Here is a 19,318-nt window from a genome sequence, read left to right as displayed (position 1 = left end):
AGAGAGGCTTAAACTAAATATAGTTCACCAATTCATGGCAGGGAGGTTATCTTTTATGAAGTTATTGCAGTTTAAGCAATCTGATCAACTAAGACTCGGCGTGCAGGTTGACTTAGGAATTATTGATATTAAAATGGCCTCTCAAGCTCTGGATATTCCAGCTCCGCTTTCTATAGAAGAAGTTATAAGAGGCGGTAAAACAGCATTAGCGGAACTTCAAGCGGTTATTGAGGCTGTCGTTGCAAATAACAACCACATGTATGTGCTACAGGATACAACTTTCGCTTACGCACCGGTCGTTTCGAGCCCGCAAAAAATGATTTGCGTCGGTTTAAATTACCGCAAGCATGCAGAGGAGACGAAAGCTGAAATTCCGACCTCCCCTATTTTGTTTAATAAATTTGCCAATGCCCTGAGTGCACATGGTGATGAGGTGGAGCTGCCGCTTACGAGCAATGAGGTGGATTATGAAGCTGAGCTTGCGATCATTATAGGAAAAACGGCAAAAAACATCGAAGAAGCGGATGCGCTTGATTATGTTTTTGGCTATAGCTGCGCTAACGATTTGTCAGCGAGGAACCTGCAGCGCCGAACATCCCAGTGGATGCTTGGCAAAAGCTGCGACGGATTTGCACCAATTGGTCCTTATATTGTAACGGCAGATGAAGTAAATGATCCGGATAAGCTCACTATTTCTTGCCGCGTAAACGGTGTTCAAAAGCAGCATTCGAATACGGAAGATATGATTTTTTCTTGCCGATCTATCATTAGTTATATTTCTAAGCATATGACACTCGTACCTGGCGATATCATATTAACAGGGACTCCGGAAGGGGTAGTAATCGGATACCCGAGAGATCAAAGGGTGTATTTAAAATCAGGTGATGTGGTAACCGTGGAAATCGAGCAGCTTGGTGAGTTAACTGTCACAATGAGATAATGAAATGCAATTGATAATCATTTTCGTCCGTTGTATAATAAATCGTATCGTTTATTATTGTACATTCATGTTATGGAAGGACGAGAACATCAATGAATGAAGCGTTGTTTGCGATGTTGGAGGACAGCTATGATTTAACGGTAAATAAACGAGAAAATCTTCTGTTTACCTGCCCTGCAATAGAGCTGTTGGATGAGCACAAATTGAAGCAATTATTAGCTTTCTATACACCGCTAGTTAAAGGCATGGACCCTTCCGTAGGGGAAGTGTACATGGCAGGTTGGTTTCGCGGGCCTATGCTGGGCTTGCTCTATACGTTGTCGGTATTGAAACAAGCGCCGGATTTATCACTTAACAATTTAACGGTTCAAATATACAAGGCTGAATATAACAATCATGAATATATTGCTGTCAGCTTTTACTTACATAACTCTGAATTTGTAGCGGCACCACTACCTTTAGATGAACAAGACATGTGGGTTAAGGATAAAATCAGCTCTTTTTTTGAGCATACGATACGTCCTGTATTTGACATGATTGCAAAGGTAGGAACATTGAAAGTAGGCATGCTCTGGAGCCAGCTTCCTACCTCGCTTGAATATGGGTATGACAGGATGCTGAGTGCCGAAGTAGATGAACAGGCAAAGCAAAGCATTGTGACCTATTTCAATATGGTCAAATCGCTTGATGGCGAGGTTTTTGGCAGAAGCAAAAATCCGCTTGATGTGAAATTCCGTATGACAGAGTCATTGGGAGACAAAGATAAGCAGGTTCGGCTGAAAGCAGCATGCTGCTTGTATTACCTAGTTGATGGCGGCTATTATTGTTATACTTGCCCAAGGGTTAAAGAAAGCGTTCGTGCAGAACAGCGTGAAGAATATCGCTGCAAGCAGCAGGCGTAAAATAAGAAAGACCATAATCATCCATGTTGAATGGAAGGATTATGGTCTTTTTTTGTTGCGTGATAAACAATCAAAAACTTGATTATTTCATTTTGAAAACATTGATGGTTCTGAGCAGCTGAGCCGCCATTGTACGCATGCGTTCGGTTTCTTCTACCACCGCTTGTACAGATGCAATCTGCTCATTCATAGATGCGGAAACTTGCTCAGTGCCAGCAGCCGACTGCTGCGTAATCGCGGATATATTTTGGATGGCTCCGGAAATTTTGCGGGCACTCTCAAGCATAGCGTCGCTTTCTTGGGAGAAAACATAAATTTTATCCGTAATAAATTGAACACTTTGAACAATTTCTGAGAATACGACTTCGGATTCCTTAATATGCTCGGTTTGCAGCTTAACGACCTCTTCGTTTGTTTTCATATTGCTGATCGTTTGCTTGATACCCTCATCAATACTTTTCACTAGGTTGAATACTTGTTTAGTTGAAGCGCTGGATTCCTCAGCAAGCTTGCGGACTTCCTGTGCAACAACGGCAAAACCTCGTCCGTGCTCGCCTGCTCTTGCAGCCTCGATAGAGGCATTCAATGAAAGCAGGTTAGTTTGTTCAGCCAAATCGGAAATAGTCGTCGTAATTGCACTAATGCCTCTTGCTTTGCGGGCTAGATCTTCAATTGTAGCAGACACCTTCTCGGTTGCCTCAACGTTGCGGCGCATGCCGTCGGCTTGAATATCAAGAGCCTTCATGCCTTTATCTACGAGCTGAAGCGTTTGCTCAGAGCGTGTGTTCATTTCCTTTGTTGAGGTAGCGTAATCGGAAACTTTCTCTTCAATCTCGGTAATGGATTCGCTCATCTCCGAAACGTCCTCGGAAATTTCGTTTGCGCCAGTAGCAAGCTCGTTTGCGGAAGCAGCAACCTGCTGCATCGCGATTTGAATATTATTATTTTTGTCAAAAATGCTGTGACTTGTATCGGACACATGACGGATGATGTTCGTCGTTTCCGTAAGAATGTCACGAAGTTTATCAATCATACTGTTAAACGAATGTCCAAGCTCGCCTAAAGCTGATGAAGACGTTGTGTCGATTTTTTGAGTGAAATCACCTTTGGAAATACGAAGCGCGGTTCCTTTAATTTCATCAAATGAATTATTGATGGATCTCTCGATGAAGGAAACGAGTGGAAGCGTAGCGATTGCCATAATGATTGTGAAAACAATTCCAGCGATAAGCGAGCCGCCTGATACTGATAATATGACAAGCATAATGAGGGCAAACACTGCTAAATTTAGGTAAGAAGTAATCAGCAGCTTATTGCGCACGGAAAGCGAATAGTACCATTGGATCATTATGTAAGCGCTCCTTTTAATAGAATATCCATATTATAGCACCAGCTGCGAAATTGGTCTATAATTGTCGATTCATAAAAAATAGATAAATAATGACCGCATGCGGCACTTCGGAAAATACTAAATACGTTTTCGGTGTAACAATAAATAGAAAATGATACCATTATCGGTAATTAGAAATCATTTTTATTATTAATTGATGGTTTAGATTGCATGGTACATAACTCCTAAGTAAGAAAGAAAAACATCTTGAAATTAGAATTGAAAAATAAATTAAAAAATATTATTTTAGTTCGCAAGGTTCATTTTATTAAGATGTAAAAAAAGGTCTTTCTTTAATTATGTAAAAATAAGTTATATAACCAGTAAATAAAGGTCGAATAATATCGAATAAATAAAAATAATGTTGTTTAGTATATTGATAATGATAGAAATGGACTATATAATATGCGTTGAGACCTAAGTGGAAACTCATGCCTAATAAATCATAAAGGAGGATAATAAGTATGCAAACGGAATCTGCAGCTCTCGCTCGTCAAGTTGAATTTGTGTTTCGTCAGCTTGAAAGTGAACTGACAAATGCTACGGCTGGTACAGTATTAATACATATTCGAAACAATGCGGTGGGTAAATTTGGGGTTAGGCACCATCCAATCGAATGCAAAAATGGAAAGTTCGAGAGTGTCGATAAAGGACTGACAGCTGTTCAGGTACAGGCATTTAAACAAATGGCCATTGAATCGCTTAAGTTTAGGAAAGACTGGTCGCATGGCGAAATTTTATATGATTTTTCCGTTCGTTCAAGCGCTAATTCTTGGTCGGCAAGCATACTTTTTGAATCTAATTACAATATGGCCAATTGGAATTCTCGCTATTATCCGAAAAGAAATGATTTATGGGATTCACAATAAATAAAATTACGTAAAGAAAAAAAAGAGCTGACGGCACCCGTCAGCTCCTCATTTTATTGTCCGAAATCTAGATCAGGATACACATAAGGTGATTCCGGCACCTTGGTTCGTTCAAGCCGCTGGGCTTCTAAAGTCATGACAACATGATTCATATAAGTTGATGTCGTTAACCTTCCTGTCACCGTCACCCATTCATCGTCGGCGTAATCCATCGCTTTTGGCCAAGATACCATAAGTCCATAAGGCATAGCGTCGGCCGAACAACAATTCATTGCAAATCTACTGACCGCAAATCGCCCCTTGCCCATCTCGTCCTCGTGGTAAATAAACCCCGAAATTTCAACTTCTTTACCGATTAGTTTCTCTCGAAAGAGATCAAATGTCGTCAACGTCTCAATAAATTGAGTATCAGGTACACGGATAAGTGGTTGGCTGTACAGTTTCTTCGCGTATGCTGTATGTGCTTCCATATAGCCATCGAAAGGATAAAAGGCATCGACTCCGGCACCATTTTCTTCAGTTGTTGAAATTCCAGATAAGCTGATCCCTTTTTTTGAAGCAATATCGCTCCCAAGCGTCCCGGTCGGGACGAGAAAACCGAGCAGCAGCGGAAAAATAAACAACCCATAAATGATGATGTTTTTGAACACGGATGGAGATGGCTCGTGCTCGCAATCACAGCTTGGCGTTTGATTTTCGATACGTTTCTGTAAAGCGGCATAGACTTGATAAATAGCTGCTGCATAGAGGCCTAACGCTGACAGCTTTACGTATACCTCCATTTTTGGAGCGATATAAAGAGCCATTTCACCCGTTCGATCCAAGTAGAGAATAAACAGAGCAAATCCAGTAAGAATTGCGGCACGCAAAAGATGATGAATCATAGCAGCGCCTCCGTTATCCAAGCGCCGATGAAGGTTAGCGCCGCGGTTAGTACAATGAGAATAAATACGAATTTAATACGGAATGTCGTTAGCAGCATTAACGTATTTTTAAGATCGATCATTGGGCCGAATACAAGAAAAGCAAGCAGCGGTCCAAAATCAAACATGCCGCTGAACGATGAAGCAATGAAAGCATCCGAAGTGGAGCAGATTGATAATATAAAAGCAAAGCCCATCATGAAAAGGTATGAAAATAAAGGCTGATCAGCAAATGCCTCAAAGGTGCTGCGATCAATAACCGTTTGAATAATGGCGGTCAACATTGCTCCGAAAATAAAATATTTGCCCATTTCAAAAAACTCGTTTGAAGCATGTGATAGGGTTGAGGCGGCTCTTCCTCGGAATCCAGTACCGCTTGTCCCATGCTCATGATTATGGGTGTGATTGTGGCTGTGTGTATGACCCTGTTTAATTAAATGAAACGGTTGAGCTAATTTGAGCGGACTGCTTCGCATAAATTTATAAAGGAGCAAGCCGATGATAACAGCAATGACAAAGGCTAATATCATTCGTGCGTAAGCCATTTCTGGCGTCGTTCGAAATGCAGCAAAGGTTGATGCAAAAACGATTGGATTAACGATGGGTCCTGCCAATAAATAAACGATTCCGATATAAGCAGGCATGCCTTTGCGAATAAGCCGCCTGACAACCGGTATCATTCCGCATTCACATAATGGGAATAAAATGCCCAGCAGCGCCCCAAAAAGAACGCCTAATACCGGGTTTTTGGGCATGAATTTTTGAATGAGCTCGTCCGAAACGAAGACTTGCAAAAGTGCAGAAAAGATTACACCGAGCAGGATAAATGGAAATGCTTCTAAAATAATGCTTATAAATAATATTTTGAAGGATTGCAAATTAGCGATACTAAAAAGATGTGTGGGAAGCTCTCGATTGGTTACGATAAGGGCGAGCATGATCAAGCAGCCTACTCCGAGCAATGGCGTGCAGATGCGGTAAAGAAATTTTGCCATAGTGCAATATCCTTTCTTTATGTAAGGATTACGATTATGACTATAGCTTATGCGGTATCGATGCGGGATAGGACAACTTTCGTATCGCTTGACATTAACGATTACAGATGTATAATCGTTTTAAATGCAATGATGGGAATAAGTAAGCTCGATTGGATTGCGTACAGAGAGCCGGTGGTTGCTGCGAACCGGTGCAAACAACGATGCTGAATGGGCCCCGGAGCCTATGAACGGAAACTGGCTGCACGAGCAGCCGAAGATGTTTGTACGGACGTTCCCCGTTACGGAGCAACAAGGCTTGTGGGATAATAATACGCTTCGATTGTATAACAAAGCGTACCATAAGCGAATTAGGGTGGCACCACGGTCCCTCGTCCCTTGCGGCGGGGGATTTTTTGCGTTTTTTTTTAGACTGAAATTAACAAGAAAGAGGTTGAAGCATTATGAAAAAAGTACTCTCCGGTATTCAGCCAAGCGGTCAGCTCACACTTGGAAACTACATTGGCGCCATGCAAAACTTCGTAAAGCTGCAGCATACGGAAGAATGTTTTTTTATGATTGTTGATTTGCATGCGATTTCGGTTCCACAGGAGCCGGCTGCCTTAAGAGAACAAACGGAAGCGGTAGCCGCATTATTTATTGCTGCAGGCATAGATCCGCTCAAAGCGAATGTATTTGTACAATCGCATGTTCGCGCGCATGCTGAGCTTGGATGGTTGTTTACGACGCTTGCCAATATGGGCGAGCTGGAAAGAATGACGCAATTCAAAGATAAATCTGCAGGAAAAGATTCTGTTGGGGCGGGGTTGTTCGTCTATCCGACGCTGATGGCTGCCGATATATTGGTTTATAATGCGGATCTTGTACCAGTTGGCGACGATCAGAAGCAGCATTTGGAGCTTACTCGTGATTTGGCGCATCGCTTCAATACAAGGTTTGGCAAATACTTTACGATACCGGAGCCTTATATTCCGAAAGTAGGCGCAAGGGTCATGTCGCTTGATGATGCCAGCAAAAAAATGAGCAAAAGCAATCCAAACGTAGGAAGCTTCATTGCGCTGCTTGATTCTCCAGATGTGATTCGCAAAAAAATTAGCAGAGCGACAACAGATTCAGGCCGCGAAGTGAAATACGATCCAGCAAATAAACCTGAGATTAGCAATCTAATGAGTATTTATGCTCATTGTGCAAATATGAGCATTGAAGATATCGAGGCTCGTTATGATGGGCAAGGTTATGGACCTTTCAAGAAGGATCTTGCGGAGCAGGTGGTTGCGGTTATAGAACCGCTGCAAGCTCGATATAATGAAATTCGCAGTTCGGGCGAAATTCATCAAATCTTGAAGCAAGGCGCAGAAAAGGCTTCCTTGGTCGCAGATCGTACACTTGCAGACGTGAAAGAGCTTATGGGTTTTCTGCCGCCTCGCGGCTAATCTTTTAGGTACTTACAAGGCTGACGCCATAGCGTCAGCCTTGTTTTTTTCTGCGCAAGCGAGCTTTTGTAATAAAGCCGGCTCCTATAGTGAAAAGGCTCAACAAACCAAACAATAATACAAACCAGCCATTATAGCTGATGGAGATAGCCATAGCGCTCATAAATACGATAGCTAGTACGGAAAAGAACAAAGAAAGCGGTTTGGACATCTTGTTTTCTCTCCTTAATAAATCGTCAATATATTTTAAAGGTTTAAGAATAGATTCTTTGATGGTGCACATAATAAGCTTGCAAGCTTGCAACACACATCAAAGTGCAGAGGACGAAAGGAGAAATACATTATGGCAGGAAGCAGAAATCAACTTGTTGTTCCACAAGCAACTGCAGCATTACAACAAATGAAACTTGAGGCAGCGCAAGAACTGGGCGTACAAATTCCTCAAGATGGCTACTACGGTAATGTTTCAACTCGTGATGCAGGCTCCCTAGGTGGTTATATTACGAAAAAGCTTGTTCAAATTGCTGAACAACAATTGTCAGGCGGCTCCCGTTAATCGCTTCTAATACACAGTGATGAAATGAAGCCCAAGGGTAATCCTTGGGCTTTTTATTATGGTAACCATCATTTTAGCACAGGGCTCATCGACTTTCTTCTATAATATAAAACAAAAAAAAGAAAGCCCCCTCTATTTTGAAGCAAAGGGCTTTCGAACGTCAATACTAAAAAGTATCCATGCGCAATCTTTTCAATAAACGTTCATCGCTAAGCCAGCCGACATAAGAGCCAATGGTCTCATCCTTTTTATTCATAAGCAGAACACCAACGAATGGGTATTGCTTGCGATGGCGATAACGTACGTCGCACCATCTGACCTCATAGCCCCATGTATGCTCCCGAACGTCTGCGCATGCAAAGCTGGTGAAATATAAAAAGGATCGAATGGCGGGATCGTTTTTGGATTTGGCGACTGCCGGGTGATCAGAGCATTCCACATAATCAATCCATACTAAATTGTTATTTCGTAAATTTCCGATAGCGAATCCGCCATTTTTAACTTGCTTGACTACATTCCATATCGTTAGAGAAATCGTTGGAATGACGATATAAGCATCGCCTTCATGATATTCAGTGTCCAGCGTCTTCATCCGTTGCAGCGTACTTCTGGAGGTAACTGTTCGCCATACAAAATAAACGGCTAGAAACAAGTACATAAGCGGGAATATTGAAGCTGGATTTACGAATCCGCCTGCCCACAGTAAAATAGCTATGACATGCGTTGTGAAAATGATGGGATCAAATATGTGTATAATATTCCAAGAGATCCATTTGTCCGTGAAGGGTCGCATCGCTTGAGTGCCGTAAGTATTAAATAAATCGGTGAATACATGCACGCATACGGCGAGCAGCACCCAGCCTCCAATATGCAGCCAAGGCAGCGAGCCGCGGTAAAATAATTGGAGGAGGCCGGTAATTAGCGCAGTCCAAATGGCGATAGCCGGCAAGGAGTGAGAGATGCCGCGATGATTGCGAATGTAAATCGCATTGCCTTTTAAACGAAGTAGGCCATCTAAATCGGGCGCTTGCGATCCGATAACTGTGCCGAGCAATACAGCGGTGTGAATGGCTGGATTTGCTGCTACCACGGGATCTATTGCGGCAAGTCCCCCTAAACCGATGCCCATGATAAGATGTGTGCCTGTGTCCATGACAAGTCCTCCCCAATCGATAATTAGATGTAGTATCGGCGGAGGGGAGCAACTTTATCAATATAATCTAAAGGAGACTGAAGGCAAATGTACATATGTTTTGCAGAATATCGTGTTTCACCAGAATTTCGGGCACAATATCTTGAATACACAGCTTCGCTGCTAAAGGAAGGATACGATGTGCAATTATATGAAGGAACAGATCAGCCGGGTTTATTTGTAGAGGTTTGGAACGCAGCTACCTGCGAGCAAGCGGAGCAAATCAAAAAAGAACGCTGCAGTGAGCGTTCCTCTTGGATGCATATATCGAGCTTTATTGTTGGGGGAGCTGCGAAAATGCACATTTGGACCTTTAAGCCAGCACATCTAAAGGGCGAAGCAGCGATTAACGGCTAGAATTTGCTGTGCCGAGAGTAGCCATGCCAAGTGGAGTGGAAGAGCTTACTACTCCGCCTTGGAATGGATATTCATAAGCAATCGGCTCATCGAATGTTACATAATCAAGATTAAGCGTCAAAAGTAAGTAGCGCATACCAGTCGTTGGATCGCTAATAACGATGTGATCACGTCCAGCAGCTTCGATGATTCCTTTGAAAATTTTGGCGTTCCACTCGCGATTGTTTTCGTAAGTCATATAAAAAGTTGCCATTTTGCCGCGGTTCAGACGCAAAATGTTTTCTACATAGGATTCTTCAACGGAAGGCATCGAAACGATGGTGCCGCCTTGTGGCGTAATAAACGATCCGCTTGGCACATTTGGCGGAATGACTTGTGCTTGTTGGGTTTGAAAGTTGGCTGGGAGCGTAGTTGGCTGTTGCATGCCCATCCCCATCGGCTGCTGCATCCCCATTGGAAACTGGTATTGACCATAACCGCCGTAGCCGAATCCTTGAACAGGACCTGTATTTGCGGGGCTTACTTGATTTTTGTAACCATAACCATTAGACATTTAGAATTTCCTCACTTTCATACTTTAGAAATAGTTTTAATAAACGGCCGGACAATCCTCTGGCGTTGGAACGAAGAAGCAATGTTTCTTATACCTTCCGCTATTGGCCTGATCCCACCACGTATCAGGGCAGCTGCCTGCTGGGCGGAAAAACCATAATGCATTAGAAGCCGGGTGCTGACGCTCGCCGTTAATGACCCGCTTTGCTAATCGAATATCTTTATCACGAGCGCTTTGATAAAAGTAGCTTTTGGTGATTGCTTCGAAACCGCCAGGACTTTGATAGACCATGTCTGGGATGGAACGAAGATTTCTAAAGTCGATACAATTTCCTAGTACACGGTTTACGCCAACGTTGCCTACCATAAGCATGCCGAGCTCGCCCTCGCCCTCTGCTTCCGCTCGCATGAGTCTAGCGAGCATCTTCGTATCTTCGGAATTGGTTTTGATGACAGCCATGGAATTGACAGATCACTTCCTTTCGTAGACTTTAGGACGGTTTGATTTGCTGTTCGGCATAGGCATCAAACTACATAGTTATTGTATTGTGCACCCGCCCATTTGGTTACTAAATGATTTGTCACAATTTACGTGGCAAAATGATGAACAAAACCGTCGAACGTTGTCATCGTGTTCTTTTTTCGGTATGATTAAAAACGATTCATCAATGGATGATAGACGCCATCAGCGTCTTGTCGCATAACTTGGGAGGCTAGCTTCGTGCTTAAAGACTGGATTGCATTGACAAAACCGCGGCTACTTCGACTTAATGTATTTGCTGCGATAGGTGGTTTCATGGTTGCTTCCAAATGGGACATTAACGTTCTATTGCTTATATGGGCGATTATTGGCTCAACGTTGACGATAGCGTCAGCAACCGTGATTAATAATTATTGGGATCGGGAACTTGATTTGAAAATGGAACGTACGAAGGATCGCGCGCTTCCTACCGGTCGAATGACGCCAGGCTCTGTTCTGGCCTATGGTATTATTTTGGGGGTTGTTGGACTAGCTGTTCTCTTCCTGCTCGTTAATCCTTTATCAGGCTGGCTTGGACTGCTAGGGTGGGGTGTTTACATTGTGGTTTACACGATGTGGCTCAAGCGTACTTCAACTTGGAGTACATCGGTTGGAGGCATCTCTGGCGCGATGCCGCCGGTTATCGGTTATTGCGCGGTAACAGGTGAAATCGATGCGGGTGCTTGGATATTGTTTGCTCTGATGTTCCTATGGCAGCCTGCTCATTTCTGGTCGCTTGCCATTAGAAGGGTAGAAGAATATCGCGCAGCAGGTTTTCCATTGCTGCCTGTCGTGAAAGGAATCAAACGTACAAAGTTTCAAATGATTCCTTACATCGTATTGCTTTTGCCAACGGGCATATTGTTTTATTCCTACGGTTACGTTGGTATTTTCTTCTTGGTCATATCCGTTGCAGGCGGCTTAATCTGGCTTATCCATACGTTGAAGGGGCCAAAAGCCAAGGATACCGACAAATGGGCAAAAACCAATTTTCTTATCTCGGTCAATTATTTAATGGTTATATTTATCGTTATGATTCTTAATACGACGGGATCATAATTATCGTCTTAAGGAGTGACTGGCGTGGATTTTGTCAAAAAGCATAGCTTCAAAATTGCAGTACTTGCGCTTTGCGCAGCAATGGGAATTTATTTATTTATTACGTACGGCATGCCGGAGAAGCAGACTCTTCCAATCGAGAAGGCTGCGCCAGCGTTTGAGCTGACGGATCTGGATGATCAGAAGGTAACGCTCGCTTCAACAAATGGTAAGGCGCGAATTGTATATTTCTATTTCGCTAATTGTCCAGATGTTTGTCCGCCAACTACCTTCTTGTTGTCGCAAGTACAGGAGCAGCTTAAAGAGGAAGGCAAGCTCGGCACTAAAGCAGAGCTCATCTCGATTACGTTTGATCCGGTACGGGATACACCTGAAGTGATTCGTGATTTTGCAAAGCGGAATTTTGCTGATCTTAATGGTTGGCGTTTCCTGCGGGGCGATGAGTCAAACACGATGCAAATTGCTAGAGATTTTGGCATTGGCGTCATTAAAAATGAGGATGGCTCCTTCTCTCACTCCAATGTCATTACGATTGTGGATAAGGACGGTCAAATTCGCAAATGGATTGATGGCAGCAAAGAAGATTTGACGGCTGAGGAAATTGTAAATCAATTAAACAAGGTGCTTTAAAATTCATCTTTGCTCCAAATAGAAGCGGGACTCTGCGCAGGGTACAGGATATGCGCATCGAGGCCCGCTTTTTCTAATTGCTCAATTAAATATTCCTCTGGCGTATGCTCAACGCCCGAATAACCTCTGCGGGTATAAATATGCTCAGCATCTGGAAATACGTCGCGCAATAAGAAGCGAATCCGTTTTCCAGAGGAATCATTGTCGGTGAAAATATAAGCTTGGCTTTTGCCAATTTGTTTTCTAAGCTTGTCCAATTGCTCGGAACCGGGCGTGCCGAAGGTGCAGAAAATCGGTACATCTTGATGAAGGACGCGTTTAAGTCTTGCCTTGTCATTTTTTCCTTCTACGATAATGGCTATATCCATGGAAGTCACCTCGCGTAGTGAATGTAGAGCAGGGTCATGAAGCATATGTATAGTTTACCACCAAAAATCGATTTTACCGAGAACGGGAAATGATCGGTTTTTTCGTTTGAAAATGAATAAACGGTCTGCAGTTTGCAGACCGTTTATTATTTTACTAGTAGAGACAAGTGCAAGCTATGATTACGAGCAGGATAAACAATACAAGGATAATGCCAAGGTTTGAGAAACCGCCGTGGCCATAACCACGATTTTCTGAACTTACATTTGCAGACATATATGGGGTCACCTCGTTTCCGTAGTGTTAGAAGGATGAATGCAAACAGCTGAGCTTAGCTGTTCTAACTAGTCACCTGTCATAGTACAGCATATGACATGATGGGGAATTAGCCCTGTGCATTTACCTATGCCTACGAAAAATGGGTGCGGGAAGAAAGTGAACGGGAAATTCGCAGCGGGAGCAGAGCGACTGCTATCATCAATGCAATAAACGCGATGTAGTAAGGCGATATATAGTTGCGAAGCTGTCCTGCCGCCATCGGTCCGATAAACGCACCGATGGAGAAGGCGATGGATAATACGGAAAAAGTACGGCCGTAACGTGCTCCGCCGCTAAGCTCAATTAATAAGGTGGACAGCGCGGGCAAAATGACTCCTTTCGCCATACCGACAAACAGCAGCATCAATGTTAGAGGTGCCGGTATATCGGATGCAATGCCAAAATAAATAATGGCAAGAATGAGCGAGCCCCACAAAGTTCGCAGATACGCAGATACGCGGTTCAGAAACAGCATGCTTAATGTGACGAGTGCGCCGATACTGATAACGGAAAATAAAAGTCCGGTCGTCATCATCGCTTCCTGCGTTTTGGCAAGCAGTGGCAGCTCGAACGATAGGATACCCTGCGCGCAGCTTATTGCAACAGGCAGCAGGTAGACGAGCCAAGGAATAGGCACTGCAGGTTCAAGCGGCAGCTTCGTTTTCTTTTTTCCGTCGTTGCCCTCAGCTTCCGTTTGCTCTACCTTCTGGCGAACTTCTTTAATAAAGAACAGAGCGCAGACAGATGTTACGATCAGAACCCATCCAAGCAGCGTAAAAGCGGTTGAAAATCCAATTTTTGCAACGAGATACGCTCCTGCTGCTGGAGATACGACTGATGCTAGCGTATGAACTAGTCCATTGCCAGCCATAAGCTTTCCTTGCTCCGTTCGATCGCTCGTTATTCTTGCAAGCAGGGACAAGCAAGCCGGAGACAGAAATGCAAGCACAAAACCGCTGATGGAGCGGAGCGCGAGCAGCTGCCAAGGATTAGTTACATGCGATTGAAACAGGAGAACAATGCCGGCTGCCATAAGACTGAAGACGATAAACAATCTGCTGCCATAACGGTCAACGCCAAAGCCTGCAATGAGATTTCCAGGCAAATGCGTAATGGAGTACATGCCCATCATGAGTCCGATGAAGGAAGGCGCTGCACCTAAAGAGATGGCAAAAGGTGTTAAAATGGGGTATTGCGCATGCAAATCAAAAAAGGCGATAAACAAAAATAAGTACAGCCAAACCGCGGTTTTCACAGAGCTGACCCTCCTTGCCAATTACATTCTTATATACTTGTACGTCTAATTGGGACAGGATATGTCTGCATAAAAAGGAAACGAGCGTTTACGCCCTATATTCCGTAGGTTATAATATTTTGTAATGGGATTTTGTACGAGGTATAATGGAGGGGATCGCAATTGGATTTTTTGAATTTTTCGACCTATGATTGGGACACTTGGACAGCTTTTCTTAAAGAACATTGGCTTGTGCTGGTTATTGCGCTTATCTTACTATTAATTATTATCCGCATCGTGAAAACTGTAGTTAAATGGGCACTCGTGGTGGCAATCGTGCTTGGTATTGTCGTATATAGCGGCTACACTATGGATGATTTGAAAGAGATTGGCACTAAGGTTGCAGATACAGTAAAACAGGAAGCCGTTAATGCAATGGTAGGCGAAGCAAAGGATGCTACTTTCGTGAATAACGGGGATGGAACCTTTACAGTGAAAACTAAAAATGTAGAGCTTACCGGAGAGCCTGGTGCGAATGAGGTTGCCATTTCATTCCGCGGAACGGCGCTCGGCAAGTGGGAGCTCGATAATACGATACAAACCTTCATCGACCAAGCGAAGCAGAACGGGTAATGCCGATGACAAGCTGGGATCAATTATTTAGAGAGCCGGAGCCCATTGCTATCATTGTGCTTCTATTGCTAATTGGCTCTCTTATACAGGGGATGAGGAGAGGCGCATCGGGATCTGCGAGGCGTCTTTTCTTTTTTGTTTGGGAAGGTTTAGCAGTTATCGTATGTTTGGTACTGGCAGCACAGCTTACGAATACATTGTCGCCAGCTGTAGCGAAGTGGCTGACTAGCAAGGTGAAGGTTCCTCTTCATGACCTCAGCGGGGTGGAGCAAGCATGGTACACGCTGCTTACGAGTTTGAGGGATTTTGCATTGCTGCGCTATGGCGTCTTGTTCCTGCTCGGTTATTTACTGCTGCGGGCATTGGCAGCTTCTATTGAGCCTTTGCTGGAAAGAGCAGTAGAAGGCGTTCTGAGGAGCGGCAAGGAAGAGCCTATGGCTCACTTGCAAGGCAGGCGAAGTGCTAGCCGTGCCATAGGGGCTTTAATTGGTGCTGCTCACGGAGCGGGTCGTTCATTTGTATTCGTCGTTCTTTTATTCGTTTATGTGTCCCTTGTGCCAAATGGCTGGTATGTCGACAAAATTTCCGAATCGCCGGTTTATACCAAAGCGGCTTCGTGGCTGAGTCCAGTTGCCGGAGACGTTCTAGCAGGGCAAGGACCCGTGCTCGCCCAAGCGGTTGAAGCGCAGTTCAAACAAATTTTACAACGAAAATATGAGATTATTGATTACGCCATCCCAGCTGAGATTGAGAAAGCTGCTCTTTATGTGACCAAGGATGCGCAAACGAATGAGGATAAGGCGAGAAAGCTATATGACTTTCTTGGAACAAGAATTGCTTACGATTGGGACAAAGCTCGGAATTATGAAGAGCAGGGAATTTGGAAGGAACAGACACCTCCCGAAACATTTGATACGCGCAAAGGCGTATGTATAGATATAGCTCGTTTATATGCTGTAATGGCTAGGTCAGCAGGTCTAGAGGTACGGGTTGTAACTGGAATGGGAGCTAACGGCAAGGGAGGCTTCGGTCCCCATGCTTGGAATGAGGTGCGAATCAGCGAAGGGGATAATGGCTGGATTCCACTGGATGCTACTTGGGCAAATACCGGGAATTGGTTTAATCCGCCGGCATTTGACGATACTCACATACGTGATGCATAGCTTAAAATGAGAAGGTTATGAGGTGATTAGACGTGCAAGATGATCCGCAGAAACGGGAAATTATAAATCGACGTCATTTTTCGTTTCGATTGAACTTATTTTTCTTTATTACGTTCGCATTATTTAGTGTTTTGATTGTAAGGCTAGCCATTTTACAGTTTGTAGAAGGGCCGACGTTAAGTGCTGAAGGGATCGGCAAAAGTACACGCAGCGTGAAGATTCCGCCGATTAGGGGCAACATTTACGACTCTACGGGTCATGCAATTGCCTATTCGACTTCGACCCAATCCATCTATTTCACGATTCAGCCTGAGCTTAAGCTGGAGAAAGCGACTGCAAGTGCTAAAGAGATGGCGCAGAAGCTTTATGAAATATTTACAAAGCTTGGCGATCCTGCCAAGGCGATGACGGTTGACGATATTATTCGCCAGATGGATCTTGATTTTAAGCGGAATAATATCTCGACCCCGCGGCGGATTAAATCCGGCCTCACGAATAAAGAAGTTGCTTATTTCATGGAAAATCGCACGGCGTTCAAAGGTGTAGATATCATGGAGGAAAGCGTTCGGAATTATGACAAAGATTCGATTTCGGTGCAGCTTGTCGGGTATTTGAAGAAGTTTAATACCGTTCGCGAAAACGTAGACTTCTACAAGGAAAAGACGACAGAGGAAGATCCTACGCTGAGATACTTGGATGAAGAGGACGTTGGCTTCGACGGTCTTGAGCGGATGTATCAGGACGTGCTGCGCGGCAAAAATGGGTTGAAAACCTATCCCGTTAACAATGCGGAGCGTATTATCGGGCCTATGGAAATAACGAACCCTACGAAGGGGTCGGATCTTTATTTAACCATAAACAAAAACGTGCAGTTAACGACGGAAACAGCCATTATGGATCAGCTCAAAAAAATATCAACGTCTACAAACAAATATGAGCGTGCCAAATATGCACAAACCGGATTCGCAGTAGCGATGGAAGTTGATACAGGTAAAATCGTGGCGATGGCGAGTATGCCGGATTATGATCCCAATATTTGGTCAGGCGGCCGTATTAGCAAAGAGGATTACGAGAACTTCCAGAATATCTTATCGAACGGTACGATTCGAACGGTCTATGGCAAATATTCCGAAGAGGAGCGCAATGAGCATCCTTCTTCTATCCTTCCTTCGGGTTCTGTATTGAAGCCATTATCCGTTCTTGTTGGATTAAATGAGAAATTGTTTAAGACGTCAAGTACTTATTTAGATAATGGGAGATTCTCGTATGGTAGAACAGGGTACGAGACATATATCCGTAACTCCCAATTCAAATCTTATGGCTACATTGATGGAGCCCAAGCTATTCAGCATTCTTCCAATACGTTTATGGCAGCTATGGTTGGGGATAAGCTTTATAGAAGAGACTCGCAAAATGGCAAGAACGGCGTAGAAATTTGGGACGAATACATGAAGCAATTTGGTCTTGGCGTCCTGACGGAAAGCGATTTGCCTAACGAAACGAAGGGCGTTATTGAGTACTTTAACGAGGCGAAAAATGCCAGTTCGCAATCAGCGCTCGTTCAAGCCTCCTTCGGTCAGCAAGGGCGGTATACAACGTTGCAGCTCGCGCAATATACTGCAATGCTTGCTAATCGCGGCAAACGAATGAAGCCGCAATTTGTAAACGAAATTAAGGATGCAGATGGAAATATTATTCAAGGTTATACGCCTGTCATTTTGAATGAAGTAAATTACCCGATTGAATACTGGAAAGAAGTTGAGCTAGGCATGTCGAAGGTTAGCTCGCAAGGCTTTGAAGGCGTGGATTACACCTATAACCGTAAGACAGGTACGTCACAGCAATCAGTAAAAGGGCGGACTGCAGAAAATGCGGTATTTATCGCCTATGCACCTGCCGATAAACCGAAGCTTGCTGTAGCTGTTGTTGTACCTGATGGTGGATTCGGGAGTTATGGGGCCTCTCCAATTGCTCGTAAGATTTTTGATGCTTATGACGAGGAAATTGGTTTGTACGGCGTGCCGAAGAAGAAGGCGCCAGCTACAAATGATGCTGCTGGAAATACGGCTAATAATACAGCGGATAATGCTAATACAGGAACTGATACAGGAACAGGAACAAACGAATAGTGGTCTAAAAACATCAAAAAGGCAGGTCGGAGCATCAACTCCGATCTGCCTTTTTTGCTATGCAAATCGCCCATTTTAAAATAAATGTTGCACGAGTGAAACATTTTTGTGTATTATTAAAAAAAAGGCATTAGGTAAACTAAGATTCATAAGGGCAAACTTTAGAGCATATAAAAAATGACAGGGATGGAGGAGGTAGCACAATGCGTAAAACGTACAAAACAAATTCTGCTCTTCGGAGATTTATTATGGTTATCGCTTTTCTGGCGATGACGGCAATGGTAACCTCAGCTTGCGGTCAGCAAGGAACGAGCGATGGGAAATTGAAAATTACGACAACAACAGGAATGATCACAGACGTAGTGCAGCAGGTAGGCGGTGAGTATGTCGATGTTAGCGGATTGATGGGGGCAGGGATTGACCCCCATCTATACAAGGCATCTCAAGGAGACGTGCGGAAGCTGGATAATGCGGACATTATTTTTTATAACGGCTTGCACTTAGAGGGCAAGATGGCCGAGATGTTCGAGAAATTGGAGAAGCGCAAGCCGACGGTAGCCGTCTCCAAATATTTGACGGAAGATCAGCTGCACTCTGCCCCAGGGCAAGGGGCGGGCATGCATGATCCGCATATTTGGTTTAATGTGAAGCTTTGGATTTCTACAACAGAGGTGATCCGCGACACGCTAATGGAGAAGGATGCGGTCCACGCTGAGTACTACAAAGAGCATGCAGCAGCCTACATCAAGCAGTTGGAGGATCTGGATAATTACGCGAGAGAGCAAATTGCACTTATTCCTGAGGCAGACCGCATTTTAGTAACAGCACACGATGCATTTGGATATTTTGGCGAAGCGTATGGTCTAACTGTCACGGGTTTGCAAGGGATGAATACGATGTCGGAGTACGGCTCAAAGGATGTTAGCAAGCTGCGCGACTACTTAGTTGAGAAAAAAATAAAAGCTGTTTTTATCGAATCCAGCGTTCCGAAAAAATCAATTGAATCGGTCATAGAAGGGGCAAAAAGCTTAGGCCATGAGGTGAAGATTGGCGGCGAGCTTTACTCCGACGCAATGGGAGATGCCGGTACGTTTGAAGGCACTTATATCGGAATGGTGAAGCATAACGTGGATACGATTGTAGCCGCTTTGAAATAG

At 43.9% G+C, this 19,318-nt stretch carries 21 protein-coding genes and 1 other annotated feature; of the genes, 12 read left to right on the top strand and 9 right to left on the bottom strand.

The window, feature by feature from the left end; genetic code table 11:
- The first annotated feature begins 55 nt into the window (after positions 1-55).
- Positions 56-940, top strand: a complete 885-nt coding sequence (locus AC0VYE_RS26525) for a fumarylacetoacetate hydrolase family protein (RefSeq protein WP_475443529.1) — start codon at positions 56-58, stop codon at positions 938-940.
- A 92-nt stretch (positions 941-1,032) separates the two neighbouring features.
- On the top strand, positions 1,033-1,842 hold the full coding sequence (locus AC0VYE_RS26520; protein WP_475443527.1) for a (2Fe-2S)-binding protein: 810 nt from the start codon (positions 1,033-1,035) through the stop codon (positions 1,840-1,842).
- An 82-nt stretch (positions 1,843-1,924) separates the two neighbouring features.
- Here the strand turns inward: AC0VYE_RS26520 and AC0VYE_RS26515 are convergent, their stop codons facing one another.
- Positions 1,925-3,187, bottom strand: coding sequence for a methyl-accepting chemotaxis protein (locus AC0VYE_RS26515; RefSeq protein ID WP_372238977.1), 1,263 nt, complete (start codon positions 3,185-3,187; stop codon positions 1,925-1,927).
- A gap of 509 nt (positions 3,188-3,696) precedes the next feature.
- Between AC0VYE_RS26515 and AC0VYE_RS26510 the strand changes: the two genes are divergently transcribed.
- A complete protein-coding gene (locus AC0VYE_RS26510) occupies positions 3,697-4,101 on the top strand; it encodes an O-methyltransferase (RefSeq protein ID WP_076267494.1) in 405 nt (134 codons plus the stop codon).
- A 53-nt stretch (positions 4,102-4,154) separates the two neighbouring features.
- Here the strand turns inward: AC0VYE_RS26510 and AC0VYE_RS26505 are convergent, their stop codons facing one another.
- Positions 4,155-4,985: a TIGR03943 family putative permease subunit gene (locus AC0VYE_RS26505; protein WP_475443524.1), complete on the bottom strand. Its 831-nt coding sequence runs from the start codon at positions 4,983-4,985 to the stop codon at positions 4,155-4,157.
- Positions 4,982-6,019, bottom strand: coding sequence for a permease (locus AC0VYE_RS26500; protein WP_475443522.1), 1,038 nt, complete (start codon positions 6,017-6,019; stop codon positions 4,982-4,984). Before AC0VYE_RS26500 ends, AC0VYE_RS26505 begins: the two co-directional genes overlap by 4 nt.
- A 120-nt stretch (positions 6,020-6,139) precedes the next feature.
- Positions 6,140-6,401: a binding site (T-box leader), on the top strand.
- A 61-nt stretch (positions 6,402-6,462) separates the two neighbouring features.
- On the opposite strand from AC0VYE_RS26500, the gene trpS reads away from it, so the two are divergent.
- Complete coding sequence (trpS, locus tag AC0VYE_RS26495; RefSeq protein WP_475443520.1) at positions 6,463-7,452, top strand: tryptophan--tRNA ligase; 990 nt, start codon at positions 6,463-6,465, stop codon at positions 7,450-7,452.
- 34 nt (positions 7,453-7,486) lie between these two features.
- On the opposite strand, the gene AC0VYE_RS26490 is transcribed toward trpS, so the two are convergent.
- The gene (locus AC0VYE_RS26490; protein ID WP_179089778.1) at positions 7,487-7,663 is read right to left on the bottom strand and encodes a DUF5325 family protein; all 177 of its coding nucleotides are present in this window, start codon (positions 7,661-7,663) and stop codon (positions 7,487-7,489) included.
- 132 nt (positions 7,664-7,795) lie between these two features.
- Between AC0VYE_RS26490 and AC0VYE_RS26485 the strand changes: the two genes are divergently transcribed.
- Positions 7,796-8,008, top strand: coding sequence for an alpha/beta-type small acid-soluble spore protein (locus tag AC0VYE_RS26485; protein WP_054023438.1), 213 nt, complete (start codon positions 7,796-7,798; stop codon positions 8,006-8,008).
- A gap of 166 nt (positions 8,009-8,174) precedes the next feature.
- On the opposite strand, the gene AC0VYE_RS26480 is transcribed toward AC0VYE_RS26485, so the two are convergent.
- A complete protein-coding gene (locus tag AC0VYE_RS26480) occupies positions 8,175-9,161 on the bottom strand; it encodes a metal-dependent hydrolase (RefSeq protein ID WP_475443517.1) in 987 nt (328 codons plus the stop codon).
- An 87-nt stretch (positions 9,162-9,248) separates the two neighbouring features.
- Here AC0VYE_RS26480 and AC0VYE_RS26475 point away from each other — a divergent pair, with 87 nt between their 5' ends.
- Positions 9,249-9,557, top strand: coding sequence for a hypothetical protein (locus AC0VYE_RS26475; protein WP_076267499.1), 309 nt, complete (start codon positions 9,249-9,251; stop codon positions 9,555-9,557).
- Here the strand turns inward: AC0VYE_RS26475 and gerQ are convergent.
- Positions 9,547-10,110, bottom strand: a complete 564-nt coding sequence (gerQ, locus tag AC0VYE_RS26470) for a spore coat protein GerQ (protein WP_076267500.1) — start codon at positions 10,108-10,110, stop codon at positions 9,547-9,549. The two genes, AC0VYE_RS26475 and gerQ, sit on opposite strands and share 11 nt — an antisense overlap.
- A 36-nt stretch (positions 10,111-10,146) precedes the next feature.
- The gene (locus AC0VYE_RS26465) at positions 10,147-10,569 is read right to left on the bottom strand and encodes a cell wall hydrolase (RefSeq protein ID WP_076267501.1); all 423 of its coding nucleotides are present in this window, start codon (positions 10,567-10,569) and stop codon (positions 10,147-10,149) included.
- A gap of 261 nt (positions 10,570-10,830) precedes the next feature.
- Here AC0VYE_RS26465 and cyoE point away from each other — a divergent pair, with 261 nt between their 5' ends.
- The gene (gene cyoE / locus AC0VYE_RS26460; protein WP_076267502.1) at positions 10,831-11,688 is read left to right on the top strand and encodes a heme o synthase; all 858 of its coding nucleotides are present in this window, start codon (positions 10,831-10,833) and stop codon (positions 11,686-11,688) included.
- Positions 11,689-11,712: 24 nt separating this feature from the next.
- Positions 11,713-12,318 (top strand): SCO family protein, encoded by a 606-nt coding sequence (locus AC0VYE_RS26455; RefSeq protein ID WP_339204487.1) that lies wholly within the window; start codon positions 11,713-11,715, stop codon positions 12,316-12,318.
- Here AC0VYE_RS26455 and AC0VYE_RS26450 read toward each other — a convergent pair.
- Positions 12,315-12,686 (bottom strand): toprim domain-containing protein, encoded by a 372-nt coding sequence (locus AC0VYE_RS26450; RefSeq protein WP_430059985.1) that lies wholly within the window; start codon positions 12,684-12,686, stop codon positions 12,315-12,317. The genes AC0VYE_RS26455 and AC0VYE_RS26450 overlap by 4 nt on opposite strands.
- Before the next feature lie 407 nt (positions 12,687-13,093).
- Complete coding sequence (locus AC0VYE_RS26445) at positions 13,094-14,257, bottom strand: MFS transporter (protein WP_076267506.1); 1,164 nt, start codon at positions 14,255-14,257, stop codon at positions 13,094-13,096.
- Between the two features lie 162 nt (positions 14,258-14,419).
- Between AC0VYE_RS26445 and AC0VYE_RS26440 the strand changes: the two genes are divergently transcribed.
- The 4 genes from AC0VYE_RS26440 to AC0VYE_RS26425 all read left to right on the top strand — a co-directional run bounded on the left by AC0VYE_RS26440 (position 14,420) and on the right by AC0VYE_RS26425 (position 19,318).
- Positions 14,420-14,869, top strand: a complete 450-nt coding sequence (locus AC0VYE_RS26440; RefSeq protein WP_076267507.1) for a hypothetical protein — start codon at positions 14,420-14,422, stop codon at positions 14,867-14,869.
- Positions 14,869-16,032, top strand: coding sequence for a transglutaminase domain-containing protein (locus tag AC0VYE_RS26435; protein WP_475443511.1), 1,164 nt, complete (start codon positions 14,869-14,871; stop codon positions 16,030-16,032). The genes AC0VYE_RS26440 and AC0VYE_RS26435 overlap by 1 nt, the downstream gene beginning before the upstream one ends.
- Positions 16,033-16,064: 32 nt before the next feature.
- Positions 16,065-18,161, top strand: a complete 2,097-nt coding sequence (locus AC0VYE_RS26430) for a peptidoglycan D,D-transpeptidase FtsI family protein (RefSeq protein ID WP_475443509.1) — start codon at positions 16,065-16,067, stop codon at positions 18,159-18,161.
- Positions 18,162-18,364: 203 nt separating this feature from the next.
- Entirely contained in the window at positions 18,365-19,318 is a 954-nt protein-coding gene (locus tag AC0VYE_RS26425) for a metal ABC transporter solute-binding protein, Zn/Mn family (RefSeq protein ID WP_475443507.1), read from the top strand.

It is taken from the genome of Pristimantibacillus sp. Z349TD_6 (assembly GCF_056173205.1).
The sequence above is the reverse complement of the archived record's forward strand: the minus strand, read 5'-3'. Positions and strand labels throughout refer to the sequence as shown.